This window comes from Streptomyces sp. NEAU-sy36, assembly GCF_013423905.1.
GTDB lineage: Bacteria > Actinomycetota > Actinomycetes > Streptomycetales > Streptomycetaceae > Streptomyces > Streptomyces misionensis.
Window position 1 is genome coordinate 6,422,573 of sequence record NZ_CP058977.1, and the last position, 21,970, is coordinate 6,444,542.

The 21,970-nt window shown below is 71.6% G+C and carries 22 protein-coding genes; 6 read left to right on the forward strand and 16 right to left on the reverse strand.

The features are described from left to right. Positions 1 to 33: 33 nt before the first annotated feature. Positions 34 to 2,082: an APC family permease gene (locus tag HZZ00_RS27935; protein WP_180329040.1), complete on the reverse strand. Its 2,049-nt coding sequence runs from the start codon at positions 2,080 to 2,082 to the stop codon at positions 34 to 36. Positions 2,083 to 2,506: 424 nt separating this feature from the next. Here HZZ00_RS27935 and HZZ00_RS27940 point away from each other — a divergent pair, with 424 nt between their 5' ends. Beyond that, a complete protein-coding gene (locus HZZ00_RS27940; RefSeq protein WP_180329041.1) occupies positions 2,507 to 3,178 on the forward strand; it encodes a TrkA family potassium uptake protein in 672 nt (223 codons plus the stop codon). Continuing rightward, complete coding sequence (locus HZZ00_RS27945) at positions 3,178 to 3,852, forward strand: TrkA family potassium uptake protein (protein ID WP_070022965.1); 675 nt, start codon at positions 3,178 to 3,180, stop codon at positions 3,850 to 3,852. The genes HZZ00_RS27940 and HZZ00_RS27945 overlap by 1 nt, the downstream gene beginning before the upstream one ends. A 170-nt stretch (positions 3,853 to 4,022) precedes the next feature. On the opposite strand, the gene HZZ00_RS27950 is transcribed toward HZZ00_RS27945, so the two are convergent. From HZZ00_RS27950 to HZZ00_RS27985, 8 genes are all read right to left on the reverse strand, one after another. After that, positions 4,023 to 4,805, reverse strand: a complete 783-nt coding sequence (locus HZZ00_RS27950; protein ID WP_180329042.1) for a DUF3159 domain-containing protein — start codon at positions 4,803 to 4,805, stop codon at positions 4,023 to 4,025. A 3-nt stretch (positions 4,806 to 4,808) separates the two neighbouring features. After that, on the reverse strand, positions 4,809 to 5,207 hold the full coding sequence (locus HZZ00_RS27955; protein ID WP_071828767.1) for an OB-fold nucleic acid binding domain-containing protein: 399 nt from the start codon (positions 5,205 to 5,207) through the stop codon (positions 4,809 to 4,811). Positions 5,208 to 5,273: 66 nt separating this feature from the next. After that, positions 5,274 to 5,993, reverse strand: a complete 720-nt coding sequence (locus HZZ00_RS27960; RefSeq protein ID WP_180329043.1) for a response regulator — start codon at positions 5,991 to 5,993, stop codon at positions 5,274 to 5,276. Continuing rightward, positions 5,990 to 8,584 (reverse strand): sensor histidine kinase KdpD, encoded by a 2,595-nt coding sequence (locus HZZ00_RS27965; RefSeq protein WP_180329044.1) that lies wholly within the window; start codon positions 8,582 to 8,584, stop codon positions 5,990 to 5,992. The genes HZZ00_RS27960 and HZZ00_RS27965 overlap by 4 nt, the downstream gene beginning before the upstream one ends. Positions 8,585 to 8,710: 126 nt before the next feature. Continuing rightward, complete coding sequence (locus HZZ00_RS27970) at positions 8,711 to 9,415, reverse strand: ABC transporter ATP-binding protein (protein ID WP_180329045.1); 705 nt, start codon at positions 9,413 to 9,415, stop codon at positions 8,711 to 8,713. Positions 9,416 to 9,575: 160 nt separating this feature from the next. After that, positions 9,576 to 10,340 carry a DUF3710 domain-containing protein gene (locus tag HZZ00_RS27975; RefSeq protein WP_070022971.1) on the reverse strand — a complete coding sequence of 255 codons (765 nt, stop codon included), beginning with the start codon at positions 10,338 to 10,340 and terminating at the stop codon, positions 9,576 to 9,578. A gap of 1 nt (position 10,341) precedes the next feature. Further along, positions 10,342 to 10,902 (reverse strand): dUTP diphosphatase, encoded by a 561-nt coding sequence (dut, locus tag HZZ00_RS27980; protein WP_070022972.1) that lies wholly within the window; start codon positions 10,900 to 10,902, stop codon positions 10,342 to 10,344. Next, positions 10,899 to 11,483 carry a PaaI family thioesterase gene (locus HZZ00_RS27985; RefSeq protein ID WP_180329046.1) on the reverse strand — a complete coding sequence of 195 codons (585 nt, stop codon included), beginning with the start codon at positions 11,481 to 11,483 and terminating at the stop codon, positions 10,899 to 10,901. The genes dut and HZZ00_RS27985 overlap by 4 nt, the downstream gene beginning before the upstream one ends. A gap of 113 nt (positions 11,484 to 11,596) precedes the next feature. On the opposite strand from HZZ00_RS27985, the gene HZZ00_RS27990 reads away from it, so the two are divergent. Next, positions 11,597 to 12,085: a DUF3093 domain-containing protein gene (locus HZZ00_RS27990; RefSeq protein ID WP_070022974.1), complete on the forward strand. Its 489-nt coding sequence runs from the start codon at positions 11,597 to 11,599 to the stop codon at positions 12,083 to 12,085. A 15-nt stretch (positions 12,086 to 12,100) separates the two neighbouring features. On the opposite strand, the gene HZZ00_RS27995 is transcribed toward HZZ00_RS27990, so the two are convergent. The 4 genes from HZZ00_RS27995 to HZZ00_RS28010 form a co-directional block, all read right to left on the reverse strand. Beyond that, a complete protein-coding gene (locus tag HZZ00_RS27995) occupies positions 12,101 to 13,015 on the reverse strand; it encodes a hypothetical protein (protein WP_180329047.1) in 915 nt (304 codons plus the stop codon). 13 nt (positions 13,016 to 13,028) lie between these two features. Then, positions 13,029 to 13,325 (reverse strand): DUF4193 domain-containing protein, encoded by a 297-nt coding sequence (locus HZZ00_RS28000; protein ID WP_037654155.1) that lies wholly within the window; start codon positions 13,323 to 13,325, stop codon positions 13,029 to 13,031. Between the two features lie 402 nt (positions 13,326 to 13,727). Continuing rightward, entirely contained in the window at positions 13,728 to 14,975 is a 1,248-nt protein-coding gene (locus HZZ00_RS28005; RefSeq protein ID WP_070022976.1) for a HAMP domain-containing sensor histidine kinase, read from the reverse strand. 6 nt (positions 14,976 to 14,981) lie between these two features. Then, a complete protein-coding gene (locus HZZ00_RS28010; RefSeq protein ID WP_130438183.1) occupies positions 14,982 to 15,635 on the reverse strand; it encodes a response regulator transcription factor in 654 nt (217 codons plus the stop codon). A 413-nt stretch (positions 15,636 to 16,048) separates the two neighbouring features. Here HZZ00_RS28010 and HZZ00_RS28015 point away from each other — a divergent pair, with 413 nt between their 5' ends. After that, entirely contained in the window at positions 16,049 to 16,222 is a 174-nt protein-coding gene (locus HZZ00_RS28015) for a hypothetical protein (RefSeq protein ID WP_167381439.1), read from the forward strand. Positions 16,223 to 16,310: 88 nt separating this feature from the next. Here HZZ00_RS28015 and HZZ00_RS28020 read toward each other — a convergent pair whose 3' ends face one another. Then, positions 16,311 to 17,126 carry an inositol monophosphatase family protein gene (locus HZZ00_RS28020; RefSeq protein WP_180329048.1) on the reverse strand — a complete coding sequence of 272 codons (816 nt, stop codon included), beginning with the start codon at positions 17,124 to 17,126 and terminating at the stop codon, positions 16,311 to 16,313. A gap of 8 nt (positions 17,127 to 17,134) precedes the next feature. Next, positions 17,135 to 18,262 (reverse strand): ferrochelatase, encoded by a 1,128-nt coding sequence (locus HZZ00_RS28025; RefSeq protein ID WP_180329049.1) that lies wholly within the window; start codon positions 18,260 to 18,262, stop codon positions 17,135 to 17,137. A gap of 171 nt (positions 18,263 to 18,433) precedes the next feature. Between HZZ00_RS28025 and HZZ00_RS28030 the strand changes: the two genes are divergently transcribed. Further along, a complete protein-coding gene (locus HZZ00_RS28030; protein WP_180329050.1) occupies positions 18,434 to 19,684 on the forward strand; it encodes an MFS transporter in 1,251 nt (416 codons plus the stop codon). Further along, the gene (locus tag HZZ00_RS28035) at positions 19,632 to 20,963 is read left to right on the forward strand and encodes a D-arabinono-1,4-lactone oxidase (protein ID WP_180329051.1); all 1,332 of its coding nucleotides are present in this window, start codon (positions 19,632 to 19,634) and stop codon (positions 20,961 to 20,963) included. Before HZZ00_RS28030 ends, HZZ00_RS28035 begins: the two co-directional genes overlap by 53 nt. Here the strand turns inward: HZZ00_RS28035 and HZZ00_RS28040 are convergent. After that, complete coding sequence (locus HZZ00_RS28040) at positions 20,887 to 21,636, reverse strand: hypothetical protein (RefSeq protein WP_180329052.1); 750 nt, start codon at positions 21,634 to 21,636, stop codon at positions 20,887 to 20,889. The two genes, HZZ00_RS28035 and HZZ00_RS28040, sit on opposite strands and share 77 nt — an antisense overlap. Between the last annotated feature and the right edge of the window lie 334 nt (positions 21,637 to 21,970).

The following is a 21,970-nucleotide window of genomic DNA, read 5'->3' on the forward strand; positions in this document are numbered from 1 at the left end:
CTCGCCGCCCGGGACCCGACCCCCGGCCCTTCGTCAGCCCTTCGTCGACGGCTCCTTCGGCCGCTCCCCCGCCGGGCCGCGGCGGACGGCGCCCGGGGCGCTCCACTCCTGGCGCCTGCGGGCCCGCATCTTGGCCGCCTCGGAGGAGGCCAGCTGGTAGGGGACGGAGGTGACCATCACGCCGGGCGTGAACAGGAGGCGGCCCTTGAGCCGCAGGGCGCTCTGGTTGTGCAGCAGGTGCTCGTACCAGTGGCCGACCACGTACTCGGGGATGATCACGGAGACCGCGTCGCGCGGGGACTCCTTGCGCAGGCCCTTGACGTACTCGATCACCGGGCGGGTGATCTCGCGGTACGGCGAGTCCAGGACCTTCAGCGGTACGTCGATGCCGCGCCGCTCCCACTCCTCGCGCAGCGCCTTGGTCTCGGCCGGGTCGACGTTGACCGTGAGCGCCTCCAGGGTGTCGGAGCGCATCAGCCGCGCGTAGGCCAGGGCCCGCAGGGTCGGCCGGTGGATCTTGGAGATCAGCACCACCGAGTGCACCCGGGACGGGCGGACCAGGTCGTCGTCGGGCTCCTCGGGGGCGGCGATCTCCTCGGCGACCCGGTCGTAGTGCTTGCGGATCGCGGTCATGGTCGCGAAGAAGATGCACATGCCCAGCAGGGCCACCCAGGCGCCGTGCGTGAACTTGGTGACCAGGACGACGACCAGCACCAGGCCGGTCAGGAAGGCGCCGAAGGTGTTGATCGCGCGCGAGCGCACCATGTGGCGGCGCTTGGCCGGGTCCTTCTCGACGGCCAGGTGGCGGTTCCAGTGCCGGACCATGCCGGTCTGGCTGAGCGTGAAGGACACGAACACGCCGACGATGTACAGCTGGATCAGGCGCGTGGAGTCGGCGCCGTAGATCACGGTCAGCAGCGCGGCGGCGCCGGCCAGCAGCACGATGCCGTTGGAGAAGGCGAGCCGGTCGCCGCGGGTGTGCAGCTGGCGGGGCAGGTAGCGGTCCTGCGCGAGGATCGAGCCGAGCAGCGGGAAGCCGTTGTACGCGGTGTTCGCCGCGAGGAACAGCACCAGCGCGGTCGCGGCCGCCAGGACCACGAACAGGAAGCTGCCCTTGCCGAAGACCGCCTCGGCGACCTGGGAGATCACCGGGTTCTGCACGTAGGAGGAGCCGAGGGGGTGGCCCTTGTCGAGCAGGTCGGTGGCCGGGTTGGCGGCCATGCGCACCTTGGTCGTCATGGCCAGGACGATGATGCCGCAGAACATGGTGACGGCCAGCAGGCCCATCATCGCGAGGGTGGTCGCCGCGTTCTTGGACTTCGGCTTGCGGAAGGCCGGGACGCCGTTGGAGATCGCCTCGACGCCGGTGAGCGCGGCACAGCCGGAGGAGAAGGCGCGCAGCATCAGGAAGACCAGCGCGAAGCCGGCCAGGCCCTGGTGCTCGGCCTTGATGTGGAAGCCGGCGGTCGGCGCCCGCATGGTGTCGCCGAGCACCAGGCCGCGGAACGCGCCCCACAGGATCATGACGAAGACGCCGCCGACGAACACGTACGTCGGGATCGCGAAGAGCTTGCCGGACTCCTTGACGCCGCGCAGGTTCATGAGCGTCAGCAGGACGATCACGGCGGTCGCACAGAGGACCTTGTGCTCCACGACGAACGGGACGGCCGAACCCAAGTTCTCGATGCCGGAGGCGATGGAGACGGCGACGGTCAGCACGTAGTCGACGAGCAGCGCGCTGGCGACGGTGAGGCCGGCCTTGGGGCCGAGGTTGGTGGTCGCCACCTCGTAGTCGCCGCCACCGCTCGGGTAGGCGTGGACGTTCTGGCGGTAGGACGCGACCACGGTGAACATCAGCACCACGACCGCGACCGCGATCCAGGGGCTGAAGTGGTACGCCGACACGCCCGCGATGGACAGGACCAGCAGAACCTCCCCCGGCGCGTAGGCGACGGAGGACAGCGGGTCGGAGGCGAAGACGGGGAGTGCGATGCGCTTGGGCAGGAGCGTTTCGCCCAGCCTGTCACTGCGCAGTGCGCGCCCGATCAGAATCCGTTTGGGCACGTCGGTCAGTTTGGACACGAGAGAGGATCGTAAGCCTTCGCACTGGGCGCCGCCCACCCCGTCCGCAATATCTTCCCCATGGGTGAACTCGACGGCGAAGTGATGTACGGATTCCGTGGCCCGGGCGTCGGCCGTGTCTAGATGGCAAACCCCGCCTGCCGCCCATGCCTGGAGGCCCTCATGCCCCCGACCGCTGAGCTGATCGGGGCCGTGCTCGCGCTGGCCGGCCTCGGAATCCTGACCCTGTGCAGCGTGCGCAGCATCACTCGAAGACGGGCCGGATGAGCGCGTGGGGCGACCGGATGAGCGGGCGCGCGAGGCGGGCGAGCGGCGCGACCGGGGCACGGGGGTGCCCGACCGGGACGATGCGTGTGTAGCTTGGGCGGCGGTCTGAGAACCTGTTCAGACCAAGCCAACGACTCTTGACATCGGAAGGACGGTCGTGCACATCGTCATCATGGGCTGCGGGCGAGTAGGTTCCGCTCTCGCCCAGACCCTGGAGCAACAGGGGCACACGGTCGCCGTGATCGACCAGGACCCGACCGCCTTCCGTCGGCTGGGACCGGGATTCGGGGGCCGCCGGGTCACCGGAGTCGGCTTCGACCAGGACACCCTGCGCGAGGCGGGGATCGAGGAGGCCGGCGCGTTCGCGGCCGTCTCCAGCGGCGACAACTCCAACATCATCTCGGCTCGCGTGGCCCGCGAGATGTTCGGTGTGGAGAACGTCGCCGCCCGCATCTACGACCCCCGCCGCGCGGAGGTCTACCAGCGCCTCGGCATCCCCACCGTGGCCACGGTCCGCTGGACCGCCGACCAGATGCTGCGCCGGCTGCTGCCCTCCGGGGCGGAGCCGCTGTGGCGGGACCCCACGGGCGGGGTGCAGCTCGCCGAGGTGCACGCCTCCCCGCAGTGGGTCGGGCACAAGATCAGCAAGTTGCAGGAGGACACGGGCGTCCGGGTGGCGTTCCTGACCCGGCTGGGCGAGGCGATCCTGCCCACTTCCCAGACGGTGTTGCAGGAGGGCGACCTCGTGCACGTGATGATGCGGACGGACGACGTGGAGAAGGTCGAGGCGGCGTTCGCCGGGGGCCCGGAAGAGGAGGGCGGTCACTGATGAGGGTCGCCATTGCCGGAGCCGGCGCCGTCGGCCGCTCGATCGCCACCGAGCTGCTGGAGAACGGCCACGAGGTCCTGCTCGTCGACAAGGCCCCGACCGCCATCTCGGTGGAGCGGGTGCCGCAGGCGGAGTGGCTGCTGGCCGACGCCTGCGAGATCACGTCCCTGGACGAGGCGGCGCTCCAGCGCTGCAACGTGGTGATCGCCGCGACCGGTGACGACAAGGTCAACCTGGTGGTGTCGCTGCTCGCCAAGACGGAGTACGGCGTCCCGCGGGTCGTCGCCCGGGTCAACAACCCGAAGAACGAGTGGCTGTTCAACGAGGCGTGGGGCGTGGACGTGGCCGTCTCCACCCCGCGGCTGATGTCCGCCCTGGTGGAGGAGGCGGTGAGCGTCGGCGACCTGGTACGGCTGCTGCGCTTCAGCCACGGCGACGCCAACCTGGTGGAGCTGACCCTGCCCGAGGAGTCGGCCCTGGCCGGCACCCAGGTGGGGGACGTGCGCTGGCCGGAGGACACCTCGCTGGTCACCATCATCCGGGGCACCCGGGTGCTGACCCCGTCGCGGGACGACTCCCTGGAGCCGGGCGACGAACTGCTCTTCGTGGCCGCCCAGGCCCGCGAGCAGCAACTGGAGGAGCTGCTGTCGGTGCGCAGGCCGGAAGAGTCCTGACCGCCGGTCCGGCGCGGACCTGACCGCCCGAGCACACGCGAAGGGCGCCCTTGGTGACAAGGGCGCCCTTCTCGTCGTCGTGTGCGGCGGCCGGTGACGGCTCACGGCCGGCAGCGGCTCGGTAGTGCCGGGCGGGCGACGGGCGGCCGTCGTGCCGCCTCGCGGCCGTGTCACACCTTGCGGTGCCGCCCCGGCTCCGGTTCCCCGCCCTCCGCGGCCAGCGCCGCCCTGCGCTCCTTCTCGGCCTTCTCGGCCTCCTCCTGCGCCTCCATCTCCGCGAAGACGTCGATCGGCGCGGGCGCCTTGGCGAGGAAGACCCAGGTGAGCCAGACCGCCAGCAGGAAGGGCGGGATCTTCAGGGCCACCAGCACCCAGCCGAGCCGGGTGGTGTCCGACCACCAGTACAGCGGGAAGAGGATCGCGCACTTGGCGAGCAGGATCAGGCCCCAGGCCCAACTGGACTTCGCGTAGGCCTTCTTGCGGCCGGGGTTGCGGGTGCGCCAGGAGAGGTTCTCCCGGAAGACCGGGCCGAGGATCAGGCCGATCAGCGGGACCCCGGCGAGGGTCGTGACGATGTACGCCAGCGCCAGCCCCAGCGTGTAGAGCATGCCGGGGAGGTAGAAGTCCTTGGCGTTGCCGGTGAACATCGCGAACACCACGCCGAAGGCCACGCCGAACACGCCGCTGAAGGCGTGCTTGACGGTGTCCTTCCTGACGAGCCGGACCACGACCAGGACCAGGGAGACGGCCAGCGCGGCGATCGCCGAGAGATGCAGGTCCTTGTTGATCGTGAAGATCGCGACGAAGAGCAGGCCGGGCACGACCGTCTCGACCATGCCGCGGACCCCGCCGAAGGCCTCGAACAGCGCCGCCTCGGTCACCGCGCGGGCGTCGCCGGGCCGGCCGGGCGGGGTCTGGTCGGTGTCTTCGGTCGGCTTGTCGAGGGACGTCACCGGCTACTCCCGTCCGAGGGGTCGCAGTTCGTACTTCGGGTTGAACAGCACCCGGCGGCCCCGGCTCAGCGAGATCCGGCCCGATGCGATCAGCTTGCGCCCCGGTTCTATACCCACGATGGAACGCCTGCCGAGCCACACCACGTCCAGCGCGGCGGAGCCGTCGAACAGTTCGGCCTCCAGGGCCGGGACTCCGGCACGCGGGCGCAGGGTGACCGTGCGCAAGGTACCAGTTACCGTGACGATCTGCCGGTCCTGGCAGTCGCCGATCTTCGTACAACCCGCCGTCTCGGCGTCCTCGCGCAGCTCCTCGGACTCCAGGTCCTCCTGCGACGAGGACAGCCGGTCGAACATGCGCCGGAGCCGGCCGGCCGGCTTTTCGGAACGAGGAACAGCACTCATACATGAAGCGTACCGGGGCCCGCCGACAGCGCCGTATCCCCGCTCACACCCGGGACGCGCACCTCCTCACTTCTCGAACCGGTACCCCATTCCGGGCTCGGTGATGAAGTGTCTGGGGTGCGAGGGGTCCGCCTCCAGCTTGCGGCGCAGCTGTGCCATGTAGACCCGCAGGTAGTTGGTCTCCGTCCCGTACGACGGCCCCCACACCTCCTGGAGGAGCTGCCTCTGGCTGACCAGGCGGCCGGTGTTGCGCACCAGCACCTCCAGCAGATGCCACTCGGTGGGGGTGAGCCGGACGTCCCGGCCGTCGCGGTTGACCTTCTTCGCGGCCAGGTCGACGGTGAACCCCTCGGCGTCCACGGCGGTCAGGCCGTCCTCGCCGGCGCCGACCGGCTCGGCGCGGCGCACGGCGGCCCGCAGCCGGGCCAGCAGCTCGTCCATGCCGAAGGGCTTGGTGACGTAGTCGTCGGCGCCCGCGTCCAGGGCCTCGACCTTCTCGTCGGAGGAGTGGCGGGCGGACAGCACAAGGATCGGCACCCGGGTCCAGCCGCGCAGGCCCCTGATCACCTCGACGCCGTCCATGTCGGGCAGGCCCAGGTCGAGGACGACCACGTCGGGGTGGCGGGAGGCGGCGAGGTCGAGGGCGGTCCTGCCGTCGGCGGCCGCGTCCACCTCGTACTTGCGTGCCTTGAGGTTGATCACGAGGGCGCGCACGATCTGCGGCTCGTCGTCGACCACGAGGACCCTCGTGGGGGTCTGGGGCGTCCCCCCATCCGGGCTCATCATAGGGTCTGCCTTTCTGGTTCCGCGTTGTCCGCCCCGGCGGCCTCGGGGGCGGGGGTGGCCGTCGTGCCGGGGCCGGGCTGTGCCGGGGGTTCCGTTCCGTTCGGGCTGCGCAGGCTGAGGACCATGGTGAGTCCGCCGCCCGGCGTGTCCTCCGCGTTCAGGGTGCCGCCCATGGCCTCGGCGAAGCCGCGGGCGACGGCGAGTCCGAGCCCGACGCCGGCGCCGCGCGGGGCGTCGCCGTAGCGCTGGAAGGGCTCGAATATGCGGTCCTTGGCCGCGTCCGGGACGCCGGGTCCGCGGTCCACCACCCGTACCTCCACCCGGTCGGCGAGGGCGCTGGCGGAGACCAGGACGCGCCGTCCGGGCGGGCTGTACTTGACGGCGTTCTCCACCAGGTTGGCCACCGAGCGCTCCAGCAGTCCGGGGTCGGCCTGGATCATCGGCAGCGTCTCGGGCACGTCCAAGTCGACGCTGTCCTCCGGCACGCCACCCAAGGCCATCGGCACGACCTCGTCCACGTCGATCTCGCGGATCAGCGGGGTGACGGTGCCGGTCTGCAGGCGGGACATGTCGAGCAGGTTGCCGACGAGGTGGTCGAGCCGGTCGGCGCCCTCCTCGATGCCCTCCAGGAGTTCGGCCCGGTCCGCCTCGGACCAGTCGACGTCGTCGGAGCGCAGCGAGGAGACGGCGGCCTTGATACCGGCCAGCGGGGTGCGCAGGTCGTGGCTGACGGCGGCGAGCAGGGCGGTGCGGATGCGGTTGCCCTCGGCGAGGGCGCGAGCCCGGTCGGCCTCCTCCTGGAGGCGGCGGCGGTCGAGGACGACGGCGGCCTGGGCGCCGAACGCGGCGAGCACCCGGCGGTCCTCGGCGGGCAGCGGCCGGCCGGTCAGGGCGAGCGCCATGTGGTCGCCGACGGGCATGTCCACATCGGCGTCCTCGGGCCGTTGGAGGGCGGGCCCGAAGCCGGCCCGGCCCACGCAGTTCCACGGCTCGACGTCGCTCTGCCGCTCCAGCAGGGCCGCCGACTCCATGGCGAAGGTCTCGCGGACCCGTTCCAGCAGTTCCTCCAGGCTGGTCTCACCGCGCAGCACGTTGCCGGCGAGGAAGGAGAGGATCTCGGACTCGGCGCGCAGCCGGGCCGCCTGGTGGGTGCGGCGGGCGGCGAGGTCCACCACGGAGGCCACCGACACCGCGACCCAGAAGAAGATGACTATGGCGACGATGTTCTTCGGGTCCGCGATGGTCCAGCGGTGCAGGGGCGGGGTGTAGAAGTAGTTCAGCAGCAGCGAGCCGAAGGCCACCGAGGCGAGCGCGGGCAGCAGGCCGCCGAGCAGGGCCGCCGCGACCGTGACGGCCAGGAACAGCAGCATGTCGTTGGCGAGGCCGATGTCGACGGTGATCAGCAGCAGCGCCAGGATCGCCGGTCCGGCGATCCCGGTGGCCCAGCCCCACAGGATCCGGGTGCGGCCGAGCCGGGCGCCGCGGGCCACGGGCAGTCCGCGTCCCTTGGCGACCTCCTCGTGGGTGACGATGTGGACGTCGATGTCGGGCCCCGAGTCGCGGGCGACGGTGGCGCCGACGCCGGGCCCGAAGACGTACTGCCAGGTCTTGCGCCGCGAGGAGCCGAGCACGATCTGGGTGGCGTTGACACCGCGCGCGAAGTCCAGCAGCGCGTCCGGTATGTCGTCGCCGACCACCTGGTGGAAGGTGCCGCCCAGGTCCTCCACGAGGGTGCGCTGGACGGCCAGTTCCTTCGGGGAGGCCGAGGTCAGCCCGTCGCTGCGGGCGATGTAGACGGCGAGGACCTCGCCGCCGGCGCCCTTCTCCGCGAGCCGCGCGGCACGCCGGATCAGGGTGCGGCCCTCGGGCCCGCCGGTCAGGCCGACCACGATCCGCTCGCGCGAGCCCCAGATCCTGGAGACCCGGTGCTCGCTGCGGTACTGGTTCAGGTATTCGTCCACCCGGTCGGCGACCCACAGCAGCGCGAGTTCGCGCAGGGCGGTGAGGTTGCCGGGGCGGAAGTAGTTGGACAGCGCCGCGTCGACCTTGTCCGGCTGGTAGATGTTGCCGTGCGCCATCCGGCGGCGCAGCGCCTCCGGGGACATGTCGACCAGCTCGACCTGGTCGGCCCGGCGCACCACCTCGTCGGGCACGGTCTCGCGCTGGCGCACCCCGGTGATCGACTCGACGACGTCGCCGAGTGACTCCAGGTGCTGGATGTTGACGGTCGACACCACGTCGATCCCGGCGGCGAGCAGTTCCTCCACGTCCTGCCAGCGCTTGGCGTTGCGCGAGCCGGGAATGTTGGTGTGCGCGAGTTCGTCCACCAGGGCGACGGCGGGCGCGCGCCGGAGTACGGCGTCGACGTCCATCTCGCCGAAGACGCCCCCGCGGTACTCCAGGTCCTTGCGGGGCACCTGCTCCAGGCCGTGCAGCATCACCTCGGTGCGGGGGCGGTCGTGATGCTCGACGAAGGCCACGACGCAGTCGGTGCCCCGCTCGGTACGGCGATGGGCCTCGGCCAGCATCGCGTACGTCTTGCCCACACCCGGTGCCGCGCCGAGATAGATCCGAAGCTTCCCGCGTGCCATGGCTCCATTGTCTTCCGGTGACCCGTGTGTACGCAGCGTCGACCTTACGGCCAACGATGCGAACAAAACGGACGAGACGGGGAAGGCGGGGTGTCTTTGACGGAACCCTGATGGTGGTCCGGGCCGTCAGTGGCTCACGAGCTCGCCGTCGTGGAGTTCCAGCACCCGGTCGGCCAGGCCGAGGAGGGCGGCGTCGTGGGTGGCGACCAGGATGGCGGGGGGCGTTCCGGGGGCGCCGTCCCCCTCGGGGGCCTCGCCGTGCACGACGGCGCGCAGGAGTTCCATGACGGCGTGGCCGGTCTCGGCGTCCAGCTGGCCGGTCGGCTCGTCGGCGATCAGCAGGGCCGGGCGGTTGGCGAGGGCGCGGGCGATGGCGACGCGCTGCTGCTGGCCGCCGGACAGCTCACCGGGCCGCTGCCCGGCCTGCTCCGCCAGTCCCACCTGGGACAGCAGCGACTCCACGCGCTCCTCGCGCTCGCGGACCCCGGTCCGCCGCAGCCGCAGCGGCACGCCCACGTTCTCGGCCGCCGTGAGGATCGGGATCAGCCCGAAGGACTGGAAGACGAAACCGATCCGGTCCCGGCGCAGCCGCAGCAGCTCGTCCTCCCCCAGCTCGCCCAGCGGCCGCCCGTCCACCTCGACGCGCCCCCGGTCGGGGGTGTCGAGCCCGCCGACGATGTTGAGCAGCGTGGTCTTGCCGGACCCCGAGCGCCCCTTGAGCGCCACGAGTTCACCCGGGCGCACTTCGAAGGAGACCCCGCGCAGGGCGTGCACGGCGGCCGTGCCCCGCCCGTACGACTTGTGGACGCCCTCCACCCGCACCATGACCATGTCGCCTCCCCCATGGGCAGGGCGCCAGTATCACCGAGCGGGACGGGCCCCGGAAGGGGCGCGGGCGCCGTCTCGGCCCGCGGCCCGCGCGGCGACCGCGAAAAACGGGCCGCGCCCGGAACGGCACGGCCCGTACATCCCCCGCGGGGCAGGCGGATCGCTAGCGGACTTCCGTGATCTCCGGTCCGCGCTGCAGCTGCCCCATCCCGCCGGAGAACCGCGAGGACTCCTCCTGCTGCACGCCCTCGGGGACCATCTGCGCGTCGTTCGGCAGCTTGAGCACGATCGGGTCGCGGGGCGCCATCGGGCCCTCGCCGCGGACGACGACCGTGTCCCGGAAGATCTGCTCCAGGAGCCCGGCGGCCTGCGGCTGCACCGCGCCCTGGCCGGAGATCACGCCGCGCAGGAACCAGCGGGGGCCGTCCACGCCGACGAACCGCACCACCTGGAAGCCACCGGTGCCGTCCGGCAGCTGGACCGGCACCTGGGCGCGCAGCTCCCAGCCGAGCGGGCCCTCGACCTCGTCGACGATGCCACCCTGCTGGGTGATGCCGGACGCGATCTCCTCGCGGACCTCGCCCCAGATCCCCTCGCGCTTCGGCGCGGCGAAGGCCTGGAGCTGGACGGCGCTGTCGTTCAGGACGACGGTGGCGGCCACGATCGCGTCACCGGCGACCTCGACCCGCAGCTCCATGCCGTCCACGCCCGGCACGAACAGCCCCCCGAGGTCCACCCGGCCCTCGGCCGGGTCGCGCACCTCGGTGCTGTCCCACGGCCCGTCGGGCCGCGGTCCGGGCTCCAGCCGGACGCGCTCGCGCTCGGCCTCCGCTTCCTCGTCCGCCTCGGTGTCGACGCTGTCGACGACCTGCTCGGCCTCGCCGGCCGCGTCCTCGGCGGCACCCTTCTTGTTGCGACGTCCGAACACGTCACTGTCCTTCCCGGTCGGATACGACCGAAGCGTATCGATTCCCACCCGCCGGACCGCTGTTGGCGGACCGGCCGTTTGTGCCGCTCTCGTCGCCCACCGCGGCATGGCCACCGGTGGACCCGAAGCCCCCTTCGGCCCGCGCAGAGCCGGGAAGCTCCGCCACCTCCTGGAAGCGGACCCGCTCGACCTGCTGGACGACCAGTTGGGCGATCCGGTCGAAGCGCTCGAACCGCACACTCTCGCGCGGGTCGAGATTCACCACGATCACCTTGATCTCCCCACGGTACCCGGCATCAACCGTCCCCGGGGCATTCACGAGGGCGACACCGCAGCGGGCGGCGAGACCGGAACGCGGGTGCACGAAGGCCGCGTACCCCTCCGGGAGGGCGATCGACACCCCCGTGGGCAGAACGGCCCGCTCTCCGGGGCCCAGTTCGCACGCCTCGGTGGTGCGCAGATCGGCGCCGGCGTCCCCGGGGTGCTCGTACGCCGGAAGCGGTACGTCCGGGTCCACGCGCCTGAGCAGCACGTCGAGCGGCTCGCGGCCGGCGGGGCTCACGGGTTCACCTCGAAGGCGCGGGCCCGGCGGACCTGGTCGGGATCGCTCATCGCGGCCTGGATCTCCTCGGGGCGGCCGTGGTCGACGAAGTGGTCCATTTTCACCTCGACGAAGAGGGCGTCGGCGCGGATGGCGACCGGTCCCTCGGGGCCGTCGAGGCGGCCGACGGCGGTGGAGTAGATCTTCCGTCCGGCGACGGCGGTGACCTCGGCCTCCAGGTGGAGCGTGGTGCCGACGGGCACGGGCCGTACGTATTCGGTCTCCAGGCGGCCGGTGACGGCGATGGTCCGCAGCAGCCAGTTCAGCGAGCCCAGGGTCTCGTCCAGGGCCGTGGCCAGCACTCCGCCGTGCGCGAGGCCGGGGGCGCCCTGGTGGGCGGGCTGGACGGTGAACTCTGCGGTCAGCGAGACACCCTCGCCCGCCCGTGCCTCCAGGTGCAGCCCGTGCGGCTGTCCGGGGCCGCATCCGAAACAGTGTTCGTAGTGGGCGCCGAGAAGCTCCCCGGGCGCGGGCGCGTCGGGGTGCCGTACCGGTTTCACCGCGTCGGCGGGGGGCTGAAGGCTTGCGGAACTACCACTCACAGCCGCAGACCTTACCCGCCCGTCCGCCGCCCACCACCGCCCCGTCCGGCGGTGCCCCGCACCGGCTCCCCCTGGTTCCGGGCCAGTGGGCTCCCCGTGCCAAGCTTGGCTTCATGCAGCACTCCGCCACCCCGTACGAAGAACGCCTCACCGCCCCCCGCTCGTGGTGGCTGATCAGCCTTCTCGTCGGTGTCTCGTTCGCCCTGATCCTGTTCCCGTTCGGCACCCTGCCGATCCTCGGCGGCCTGGTCGGCGGCACGGCCGCGGCCGCGGTGGTCGCCAGCGCGTACGGCTCCCCGCGCATCCGCGTGGTGGGCGACTCGCTGATCGCGGGCGAGGCGAAGATCCCGGTGTCGGCGCTGGGCGAGTCGGAGGTGCTGGACCCGGAGGAGGCCCGCGCCTGGCGCACGCACAAGGCGGACGTCCGCGCGTTCCTGCTGCTGCGCGCGTACATCCCCCGGGCGCTGCGGGTGATCGTCACGGACCCCGACGACCCGACGCCGTACCTGTACCTGTCGACGCGGGAGCCCGAGCGGCTGGCGGCGGCGATCGAGGCGGCGCGCGAGGCGAACGCCCCGAGCGCGCCGGAAGGCCGCGCCTGAGAAGTCCGTGAGGATTCAGAGTTCCCCGGGCAGATCGCGCATCTTCAGCGGCTCGGCCGGCTGATCCAGGGGCGGCTGCTGCTCCAGCTCTTCCCAGGGAACCTGGACCTTGCGCAGGTCGGCGCGGATGCGGGCCGCGAGTCTTCTGGTGTCCCGGCGGTTCAGGACCGCCCCGACCGCGGCGCCCACCATGAACGGCATGAGGGTCGGCATGTCGCGCACCATGCGCTTCATGATCTGCTGGCGCAGTTCGCGTTTCATGCGGCCGCCGAGGGCCGCGTCGTACGTCGACGGCTTCGTCACGTCGACGCCGCGCTCCCCCGACCAGGAGGACAGGTACGCGGTGCTGCGGGTCTTGAGGCCGCCCGGCGGGCGTACGCCGTAGACCTCGTGGAGTTCCGCGATGAGTTTCAGCTCGACCGCGGCGACCCCGGTGATCTCCGTGGCCAGTTCGGTCGGCAGGGCGGGCGGCACGGGCAGCATCGCCATCGCGCCGATCCCGGCCCCGATGGTCGAGGTGCCGGCCGCCGCTCCCGCGACCAGCTTGTCGGCCAGTTCCTCGGGGCCGAGGCCCGGGAACTGTCCGCGCAGCGTCGCGAGGTCGCGTACGGGCACACGCGGGGCGATGTCGATGACCCGGTCCGCGAGATGGGCCAGCCCCGCGCGGGCGCGGGAGCCGCTCCTGCGGGCGCCTTCCCGGGCGTAGTGCCGGGCCTTGCCGCTGATGACCCGGACCCGTCGCCTGGCGACGGGCGCGGGCCCCTGCTCCGGCGCCGGGTGGTCGGCCCGGTCCGCCGTCGGTTCGAGCGAGGCCCCCGCGTCCGGGGAGCCACGCTCGTCGTCACGCGCGCCGAATGAGCCGCCGAGCGGCCCTTGGTCCGCCTTCCGCAGGGAAAGGCGGCGCTTCCGGGGAGGGGTCGAGCCAGTCATGGCCGACCCCTCCTCAGTCGCAGTCGCGGCAGATCGGCTGACCGTTCTTCTCGCGGGCCAGCTGGCTGCGGTGGTGGACCAGGAAGCAGCTCATGCAGGTGAACTCGTCCTGCTGCTTGGGCAGGACCCGGACGGCCAGTTCCTCGTTCGAGAGGTCGGCGCCGGGCAGTTCGAGTCCTTCGGCGGCCTCGAACTCGTCGACGTCCACCGCGGAGGTGGTCTTGTCGTTCCGCCGGGCCTTCAGCTCTTCCAGGCTGTCCGAGTCGACGTCATCGTCGGTCTTGCGTGGAGTGTCGTAGTCGGTTGCCATATCGCTCTCCCCCTCTGGGTGTCTGCGGTGTCTCCAGCGCACGTAACGCGTGAGAGGCCGGACTTGTGCCCGACCTGAGGCGGAGATTTTGCCTCACATCAAGGGCTGTTACTCAATCGACACCCAACCCGATCTCCCGAGAGTGATCGGCTTGGATGGCGGTGAGGACCGTACACGCTTCGAATACCGCACCTCAAAGGCGCCTCATCGTGTACTTCCCGTGATCAAGAGGCCTGAAAACCAGGACTTTCCGGGCTTTCTGCCATCTGTCATGATCACTGACAGTACATGGCCGGAAATCCGCCCATGTGATCGATCACACAGAGAGAAGCCCATTCAGCCCCTGGAAAATTCCGCGTCGAGCGAACATCCCTCGCGTGTGTCGATGTTTTCCGCCATGGATCACAGCGGAAGTGTCACATGCATCACCAGGCCACCGCCCTCGCGGGGCCGGGCCGCGATGTGCCCGCCGTGCGCGCGGGCCACGGACCGCACGATGGACAGGCCGAGACCCACGCCCTTGTCGCTGCCCGTGCGCTCCGTGCGCAGCCGTCTGAAGGGCTCGAAAAGGTTGTCGATCTCATAGGCGGGCACCACCGGACCGGTGTTCGAGACGGTGAGCACCGCCTGTCCGTGCCGGACCTCGGTGTCCACCTCGACCCAGCCGTCCTCGGCCACGTTGTACCGCACCGCGTTCTGTACGAGGTTCAGCGCGATCCGCTCCAGCAGCACGCCGTTGCCCTGCACCACGGCCGGTTTGCGCTCGCCGCGGATCTCCACGCCCTTGGCGTCGGCCTCGGACCGCACCTGGTCGATGGCCTGGGTGGCCACCTCGGCCAGGTCGACCGGTTTGCGCTCCACGATCTGGTTGTCGCTGCGGGCGAGCAGCAACAGGCCCTCGACCAGTTGTTCGCTGCGCTCGTTGGTGGCCAGCAGCGTCTTGCCGAGCTGCTGGAGCTCCACCGGCGCGTTCGGGTCGGAGAGGTGGACCTCCAGGAGCGTGCGGTTGATCGCGAGCGGGGTGCGCAGCTCGTGGGAGGCGTTGCCGACGAAGCGCTGCTGGGCGGTGAAGGCCCGCTGGAGGCGCTCCAGCATCTCGTCGAAGGTGTCCGCCAGCTCCTTGAGCTCGTCGTCCGGACCGTCCAGCTCGATCCGGCGGGACAGGTCGGAACCGGCCACCGCGCGGGCAGTGCGGGTGATCCGGCCGAGCGGGGACAGCACCCGGCCGGCCATCGCGTACCCGAACGCGAAGGCGATCACGGCGAGGCCCAGCAGGGCCAGCAGCGAGCGGCTGAGCAGGTTGTCCAGGGCGACCTGGCGCTGGTGGTCCACGCACTGGCTGATCGCGTCGTTGAAGTCCGCCAGCGGCAGGCTGGTGGTGTTGATCGCGGGGCAGTTGTCGCTGGAGACCTTCAGCTCCTGGAAGCTGACGATCTTGAACAGCGGCTGGTTGCCGGTGCTGATGGCCTGCGCGGCCAGCAGGTAGATGATCGACAGCAGCAGGATGCCGGCGATCAGGAACATCCCGCCGTACAGCAGGGTGAGGCGTATGCGGATGGTCGGCCGCAGCCACGGGAAGGGGGCCTGCGGCCGCCGGGGGTCCCAGGTGGGCTTCGGGGGCGCCTGCGGGGGTGCGGGTGTCGCGGCCATGGCGGATCAGATCCGGTAGCCGGAGCCGGGCACGGTGACGATCACGGGGGGCTCGCCGAGTTTGCGGCGCAGGGTCATCACGGTCACCCGGACCACGTTGGTGAACGGGTCGGTGTTCTCGTCCCAGGCCTTCTCCAGCAGTTGCTCCGCCGAGACGACGGCGCCCTCGCTGCGCATGAGCACCTCCAGGACGGCGAACTCCTTGGGCGCGAGCTGGACCTCCTTGCCGTCGCGGAAGACCTCGCGGCGGTTGGGGTCCAGCTTGATGCCGGCGCGCTCCAGGACGGGCGGCAGGGGCACGCTGGTGCGGCGGCCGAGGGCGCGTACGCGCGCGATCAGCTCGCTGAACGCGAACGGCTTGGGCAGGTAGTCGTCCGCACCGATCTCCAGGCCCTCGACGCGGTCGCTGACGTCGCCGGACGCGGTGAGCATGAGCACGCGGGTGGCCATGCCCAGCTCGACGATCTTGCGGCAGACGTCGTCGCCGTGCACCAGGGGGAGGTCGCGGTCGAGGACGACCACGTCGTAGTCGTTGACGCCGATGCGCTCCAGGGCGGCCGCACCGTCGTACACGACGTCGACTGCCATGGCCTCCCGGCGCAGTCCGGTGGCCACCGCATCGGCGAGCAGTTGCTCGTCCTCGACGACGAGTACGCGCACGTCGCTAGTCCTTCCTGTGTCCACCCGCGTGGCGCACCGGGCGCCCCGCGCGGGCAGGGGTGTTCGTGGAGTGTGACTCCATCCTGCCCTTTTCGGTCATAAGTCGGCTGTAAGCGGCGTCCCCGGCCGTGGGAACGGGCGTCCGGGGACGGGAACGCGAGATTTTCTCCGGCGGCGAGGTTTCCCGGGAATGCAGCGGGGGGAGGACGGGTTTACACCCCGCGATCACGCTCTGCATGTGCCGCAGCACCATGCGGTACCTCGCGATCCGCTTGTGCAGAGCGGGCGCGGGTGTCCGGCACCGTAGCCGCCCGGCCAGGGCGCGCCGGGCACCTGCGGGAGACGTGATCGTCCCTTCCCGACGGCACACCCCCGTGCCACCGACCCACCGACCCTGGACGAGGGGGCGCAGCATGGACGCTTTCACCGCAGGACTTCTCCAGCGCATAAAGGCGACCGAGTCCGACCTGTCTCGGGCTCGTGACGAGGGCGACGACTTCCTCGTCGAGGTGGAGCAGGCAGAGCTCGACGACCTGCGCCGCCTCGCCGCCGAACACGGTGTGGAGGTCGGCGCGTCACGCGTCTGATCGGCCCGAGCGTGCTGGAGTGACAGCAGACGGCGAAGGGACCCCGGCGAATCCAGCGCCGGGGTCCCTTCGCGTGCGCCCGGGGGCGTCAGTCGTGCCAGGCCCCGAAGTCCTCCAGCAGCCGCTGGAGGGGCTCGAAGACGCCCGGGGTGCCCGCGACCGCCAGCTCGCGTCCGGGGCGTTCTCCGGGCCGTCCACCGGTCAGCGCGCCCGCCTCCCGGGCGATGAGGTCCCCCGCGGCGTGGTCCCACGGGTGCAGTCCGCGCTCGTAGTACCCGTCGAGCCGGCCGCAGGCCAGGTCGCACAGGTCGATGGCGGCCGAACCGCCGCGCCGGATGTCCCTGAGCAGCGGGATCAGCCGGGCGGCCACCTCGGCCTGGTGGGTCCGGACCTCGGCGACGTAGTTGAAGCCGGTGGAGACCAGTGCCTGGTCCAGCGGGGGCGCGGGGCGGCAGGCGAGCGCCCGCTCGCCCTCCCACGCGCCGGTGGCCCAGGCGCCGCCACCGCGCACCGCCTGGTACGTCTCGCCGCGCATCGGGGCCGCGACGACCCCGGCCACGGTCTCGCCGTCCTGTTCGGCCGCGATGGACACCGCCCAGGTCGGCAGCCCGTAGAGGTAGTTCACGGTGCCGTCGAGCGGGTCGATCACCCAGCGGACGCCGCTGGTGCCGGCGACGGAGGCGCCCTCCTCGCCGAGGAAGCCGTCGTCCGGGCGCCGCTCGGAGATCAGATCGGTGATCAGTTTCTCCGCCGCGATGTCCATCTCGGTGACGACGTCGATCGGGCTGGACTTGGTCCGTGCCACGGCGAGGTCGGCCGGGCGGCCGTCCCGCAGCAGCTCGCCGGCGCGGCGGGCGGCCTCCTGGGCCAGTTCCAGCAGTTCCCTGTGCAGGGCGTCGGTCACGGGTCTCCTCACGCGTAGGGGCTGTCGGCGCCCGCGGCGGCCGGGCGGGGCGCCCGGGACGGGCAGCAGCCGACCGGGCAGACGTCGTGGCTCGCGCCCAGGGAGCCCAGGGCGCAGGGTTTGACCGCCTGGCCGCGCTCGGTGGCGGCGCGCTCCAGGACCAGCTCGCGCACGGCGGCCGCGAACCGGGGGTCGGCGCCCACGGTGGCCGAGCGCCGCACCGGCAGGCCCAGTTCCTCGGCCTTCGCCCTGGCCTCCGTGTCGAGGTCGTACAGGACCTCCATGTGGTCGGAGACGAAGCCGATGGGGGCCATGACGACCGCCGGGACGCCCGCCGCGTGCCGCTCCTCCAGGTGGTCGCAGATGTCGGGCTCCAGCCACGGGATGTGCGGGGCGCCGGAGCGGGACTGGTAGACGAGCCGCCAGGGGTGGTCCACACCGGTGCGCTCGCGGACCGCGTCGGCGATCAGCCGGGCCACGTCCAGGTGCTGCGCCACGTAGGCGCCGCCCTCGCCGTGGTCCTCGACGGGGCCGGAGGTGTCGGCGGCGGCCGTGGGGATGGAGTGGGTGGTGAAGGCGATGTGGGCGCCGTCGCGGACGTCCTCGGGGAGGTCGGCGAGGGAGCGCAGCACGCCGTCGATCATGGGTTCGACGAAGCCGGGGTGGTTGAAGTAGTGGCGCAGCTTGTCGACCCTCGGGAGGTCGAGGCCCTCGGCCTCCAGGGTGGCCAGCGCGTCGGCGAGGTTCTCGCGGTACTGGCGGCAGCCCGAGTAGGAGGCGTAGGCGCTGGTGGCGAGCACCAGGATGCGGCGGCGGCCGTCGGCGGCCATCTGGCGCAGGGTGTCGGTCAGGTACGGCGCCCAGTTGCGGTTGCCCCAGTAGACGGGCAGGTCCAGGCCGTGTCCGGCGAAGTCCTCGCGCAGGGCCTCGATCAGGGCGCGGTTCTGGCCGTTGATGGGGCTGACCCCGTCGAACAGGAAGTAGTGCTGCCCGACTTCCTTCAGTCGTTCCTTGGGGATGCCGCGCCCGCGTGTGACGTTCTCCAGGAACGGGACCACGTCGTCGGGTCCTTCGGGGCCGCCGAAGGACAGCAGGAGCAGGGCGTCGTACGGGGTGGCATCGAGCGCGTCTGGCATGACTCGATCCTGCCACCCGGTACCGACAGCCCGGCAACCGCGGACTGAAGAGTCGGGTTCCAAATGGTTTATGACGATATTTCCCACCGCTCGACCGGATGCGCTTAGGGTCGCCTAACTCGTAAGCTGTATCCGCCGCATTCGCGCCTTACGGACCGCCCCGGAGACCACGTGCCCAGCCCCTACAGAGCCTTGTTCGACGTGCCCGGCACCAAGGCCTTCTCGGCCGCCGGGCTGCTCGGCCGGATGCCGCTGTCCATGATGGGCATCGGCGTGGTCACGATGGTCTCGCAGCTCACCGGGCGCTACGGGCTCGCGGGCGCGCTGTCGGCCACCATCGCGCTGTCCGCGGCGGTCCTCGGACCGCAGGTCTCCCGTCTGGTGGACCGGCACGGCCAGAGCCGGGTGCTGCGGCCCGCGACCCTCGTGGCCCTCGCGGCGACGGCCGGGCTGCTGCTCGTCGCGCACTTCGGGTGGCCGGACTGGGCGCTGTTCGTCTGCGCCGCCGGCATCGGCGCGGTGCCGAGCCTGGGCGCGATGATCCGGGCCCGCTGGGCCGCCATCTACCGGGGCACGCCCAAGCTGCACACCGCCTACTCGTTCGAGTCGGTCATGGACGAGGTCTGCTTCGTCTTCGGGCCGATCATCTCCATCGGCCTGTGCACGGCCTGGTTCCCCGAGGCCGGTCCCCTGCTGGCCGCCTGCTTCCTGGCGGCCGGCGTCTGCTGGCTGACCGCACAGCGGGCCACCGAGCCGCGGCCGCACCCGCGCGAACGGCACGGCGGCGGCAGCGCCCTGCGCTCGCGGGCGCTTCAGGTGCTGGTGGCGACCTTCGTGGCGACCGGCGCGATCTTCGGGTCGGTGGACGTGGTCACGGTCGCCTTCGCCGACGAACGCGGCCACAAGGGCGCGGCGAGCGTGGTCCTCGCCGTGTACGCGGCCGGCTCCTGTGCGGCCGGGGCGGTCTTCGGACTGCTGCGCCTGGCAGGGGCACCGGAACGCCGCTGGCTGCTGGGCGTCGCCGCGATGGCCGTGAGTATGATCCCCCTCCTACTGGTCGGAAACCTGCCGCTTCTGGCCGTGGCGCTGTTCGTTGCGGGGCTGTCCATCGCACCGACGATGATCACCACGATGTCCCTCATCGAAGAGCACGTACCTCGCGCGCAGCTGACCGAGGGCATGACCTGGGTGAGCACCGGCCTGGCGGTCGGCGTGGCGCTCGGCTCCTCGCTGGGCGGCACGGTGATCGACGCCGCCGGCGCGCGGGCCGGGTACGGGGTTCCGGCGCTGTCCGGGGCCGTCGCGGTCGTGGTCGGTTTCCTCGGGTACCGCCGGCTGCGCAGGCCGGCCGCGGGTCGGGGAGGCACCGTTGAGCAGCACAGCGAGCGGGAAGACGAGCGGCACGAACGGCACATGGCGTAACTGGGGCGGGAACGTCGCGGCCCGGCCCGCCCGGCAGGTCGAGCCGGCCTCGGTCGAGGAGCTGGCCGCGGCGGTGCGCCGGGCGCGCGAGGACGGCCTGAAGGTGAAGGCGGTCGGCACCGGGCACTCCTTCACGTCGATCGCCGCCACCGACGGCGTCTTGATACGCCCTCAACTGCTGACGGGCATACGCGGGATCGACCGGGCGGCCATGACCGTCACGGTCGAGTCCGGCACCCCCCTCAAGAGGCTCAACGCGGCCCTGGCGCGCGAGGGCCTGTCGCTCACCAACATGGGCGACATCATGGAGCAGACGGTCTCCGGCGCCACCAGCACCGGCACCCATGGCACGGGCCGCGACTCGGCCTCCATCGCCGCCCAGATCAAGGGCCTCGAACTCGTCACGGCGGACGGCTCGGTGCTCGGCTGCTCCGAGAAGGAGAACCCCGAGATCTTCGCGGCCGCCCGGACGGGGCTCGGCGCGCTCGGCATCGTCACCGCGATCACCTTCGCCGTGGAGCCGCTGTTCCTGCTCACCGCCCGCGAGGAGCCGATGCCCCTCGACCGGGTCCTCGCCGAGTTCGACCAACTGTGGGCGGAGAACGAGCACTTCGAGTTCTACTGGTTCCCGCACACCGGGAACACCACCACCAAGCGCAACAACCGCAGCGCCGGGCCCGAGCGACCCGTGGGGCGGTTGGCCGGGTGGTTCGAGGACGAGTTCCTGTCCAACGGCGTCTTCCAGGTGGCCCAGTGGGCCGGCCGGGCGGCTCCCGCCGCGATCCCGGCCATCGCGCGGATCTCCAGCCAGGCCCTGTCCGCGCGCTCGTACACCGACATCCCGTACAAGGTCTTCACCTCACCGCGCCGGGTGCGCTTCGTGGAGATGGAGTACGCCGTTCCGCGCGCGGCCCTGGTGGAGACGGTGCGCGAGCTGAGGTCCATGGTGGAGCGCTCGGGCCTGCGCGTCAGCTTCCCCGTGGAGGTGCGCACCGCCCCGGCCGACGACATCACCCTGTCCACCGCCTCCGGCCGGGACAGCGCCTATGTCGCCGTGCACATGTACCGGGGCACGCCGTACCAGGCGTACTTCACCGCCGCCGAGCGGATCTTCACCGCGCACGAAGGCCGGCCGCACTGGGGCAAGGTGCACACCCGGGACGCGGAGTACCTCGCCCGGGTGTACCCGAGGTTCGCCGAGTTCACGGCGTTGCGGGACCGCCTCGACCCGGATCGGCTGTTCCAGAACGACTATCTGCGGAGGGTCCTGGGGGCGTAGTCGCCGGGGCGGAGCCGCTGGGCGCGGGGGACGGGCCGGTCCCGCCGTCCTGCGCCCGCCCGTCCGGCGAGGCGCTCGGGGTCGGCGTCGCCGGGTCCGCCGTACCGCCGCCGGTGCCGGTGCCCGAGCCGGAGCCCTGGGAGGGGACGCCGCCGGTCGGGGTGGTGAGCGAGGGGGTACCGGAGGGTTGCTGGCCGGGCCTCGGGTCGTTCGTCCGGTGCGCCGAGGAGTGCCGCCCGCCGACGGCGTCGCCGACCGTCGTGCCGGTGCCGCCGCTGAAACTGCTGCCGGACACCAGTTCGTACACCGTGATGCCGCCCATGGTCACCCCGAACACGAGAGCGGCGGCGACCAGCGGCCGGCGCCAGCTCTTGATCCGCGCCCGGTAGACGGTGCCCTCGGTGAACTCGCCCGGGGCCGGCGGCGCCTGCACCTGAGGCCGGGCCCCGGTCTTGACCACCCGCAGCTGTTCCCCGGTCCGCTTGAAGAAGTGCTGGAAGACGGTGCCGCCACAGGTGGCGATCACACTGACGACGCCCGCGCCGAGGATCGTGCCGTACACGCCGAAGGAGGAAGCCAGCTTGGCCGCCACGACCGCCGCCAGGGCGCTTCCCGCCACCTGGGGGACGTTGAGGTCGATCCGCTTCCGCCCCGCATCGGGTGTTTCGCGCATGCCCGGAACTTGCCTGCCTTTCCCGTACTTGATCGACATTGAGTGGCCGACTGCACGAGATAGGGACGTACGCACGAAACCATTAGTTCCGTTTCTGGAGATTACGTGAAGTTCGCCACGTTCATGATCGACAAATCCCGTTGCGGCGGGCCGGGTCGCGTCCGTTGCCGGAAGTTGGGCGGCGCGCCAATCCACGCTCGTGGCCCGAATGGAGTACTGTTGCGAGCCCTGGGTCCGGTCTCCCACCAGGGTGTCCGCGGCCGCCAAGGACCGCCGGGAGGGGGCTAGTTGCACAGGGTGACGGACTTGGTCACTTAGCGTGGCGAACAGGTAA

What these genes read in the sequence shown, in the direction of transcription:
- HZZ00_RS27995 (WP_180329047.1), bottom strand. Translation starts at nt 13,015, where the DNA reads ATGACTGGCTCGACCCCTCCCCGGAAGCGCCGCCTTTCCCTGCGGAAG.
- HZZ00_RS28025 (WP_180329049.1), bottom strand. Translation starts at nt 18,262, where the DNA reads ATGCCAGACGCGCTCGATGCCACCCCGTACGACGCCCTGCTCCTGCTG.
- HZZ00_RS28015 (WP_167381439.1), top strand. Translation starts at nt 16,049, where the DNA reads ATGGACGCTTTCACCGCAGGACTTCTCCAGCGCATAAAGGCGACCGAG.
- HZZ00_RS27990 (WP_070022974.1), top strand. Translation starts at nt 11,597, where the DNA reads ATGCAGCACTCCGCCACCCCGTACGAAGAACGCCTCACCGCCCCCCGC.
- HZZ00_RS27945 (WP_070022965.1), top strand. Translation starts at nt 3,178, where the DNA reads ATGAGGGTCGCCATTGCCGGAGCCGGCGCCGTCGGCCGCTCGATCGCC.
- HZZ00_RS27955 (WP_071828767.1), bottom strand. Translation starts at nt 5,207, where the DNA reads ATGAGTGCTGTTCCTCGTTCCGAAAAGCCGGCCGGCCGGCTCCGGCGC.
- HZZ00_RS27970 (WP_180329045.1), bottom strand. Translation starts at nt 9,415, where the DNA reads ATGGTCATGGTGCGGGTGGAGGGCGTCCACAAGTCGTACGGGCGGGGC.
- HZZ00_RS28040 (WP_180329052.1), bottom strand. Translation starts at nt 21,636, where the DNA reads ATGCGCGAAACACCCGATGCGGGGCGGAAGCGGATCGACCTCAACGTC.
- HZZ00_RS28005 (WP_070022976.1), bottom strand. Translation starts at nt 14,975, where the DNA reads ATGGCCGCGACACCCGCACCCCCGCAGGCGCCCCCGAAGCCCACCTGG.
- HZZ00_RS27960 (WP_180329043.1), bottom strand. Translation starts at nt 5,993, where the DNA reads ATGATGAGCCCGGATGGGGGGACGCCCCAGACCCCCACGAGGGTCCTC.
- HZZ00_RS28000 (WP_037654155.1), bottom strand. Translation starts at nt 13,325, where the DNA reads ATGGCAACCGACTACGACACTCCACGCAAGACCGACGATGACGTCGAC.
- HZZ00_RS27965 (WP_180329044.1), bottom strand. Translation starts at nt 8,584, where the DNA reads ATGGCACGCGGGAAGCTTCGGATCTATCTCGGCGCGGCACCGGGTGTG.